The 562-nt window shown below is 69.6% G+C and carries 1 protein-coding gene; it reads left to right on the top strand.

From position 1 onward, the window contains the following. Window positions 1-562: AMP-binding protein (locus A5701_RS22690; protein WP_156670220.1), on the top strand; the 562-nt coding region annotated here is incomplete at both ends.

Here is a 562-nt window from a genome sequence, read left to right as displayed (position 1 = left end):
CGCCCGAATGGATCTGGTGTTCTCGCTGGCCGAGCGCTGGACCGAGGACGGGCAGCCCGCCGGCATCGGGGGGGCGGTGGAGTTCCGCACCGACGTGTTCGACATCGGCCGCGTCGAGAGGCTGATCGAGCAGTTCAGGCGGGTGCTGGTGGCCGTCACGGCCGACCCCGCGCGGCGTATCTCGTCGATCGAGGTGCTGGATGAGGCCGAGCGTGCGCGTCTTGAGGTGATCGGTAATCGGGCGGTGTTGAGCGGGCCGGTGCCGGTGGCGGTGTCGATTCCGGAGCTGTTTTCCGCGCAGGTGGATCGTGCGCCGGAGGCGGTGGCGGTCAGTTGTGGGGGCGGGTCGTGGACGTATGGCGAGTTGGACGAGGCGTCGAATCGGTTGGCGCGCTTGTTGGTTGAGTATGGTGCCGGTCCGGGGGAGTGTGTGGGGCTGTTGGCCGAGCGCTCGGCCCGGGCCGTGGTGGCGATTTTGGCCGTGCTCAAGACCGGCGCGGCCTACCTGCCCATCGACCCGGCACTGCCGGCGGCCCGCATCGAGTTCATGCTCACCGACGCC

It is taken from the genome of Mycobacterium sp. E3305, from assembly GCF_001666785.1.
In the GTDB taxonomy this organism is placed as follows: Bacteria; Actinomycetota; Actinomycetes; order Mycobacteriales; family Mycobacteriaceae; genus Mycobacterium.
The sequence above is the reverse complement of the archived record's forward strand: the minus strand, read 5'-3'. Positions and strand labels throughout refer to the sequence as shown.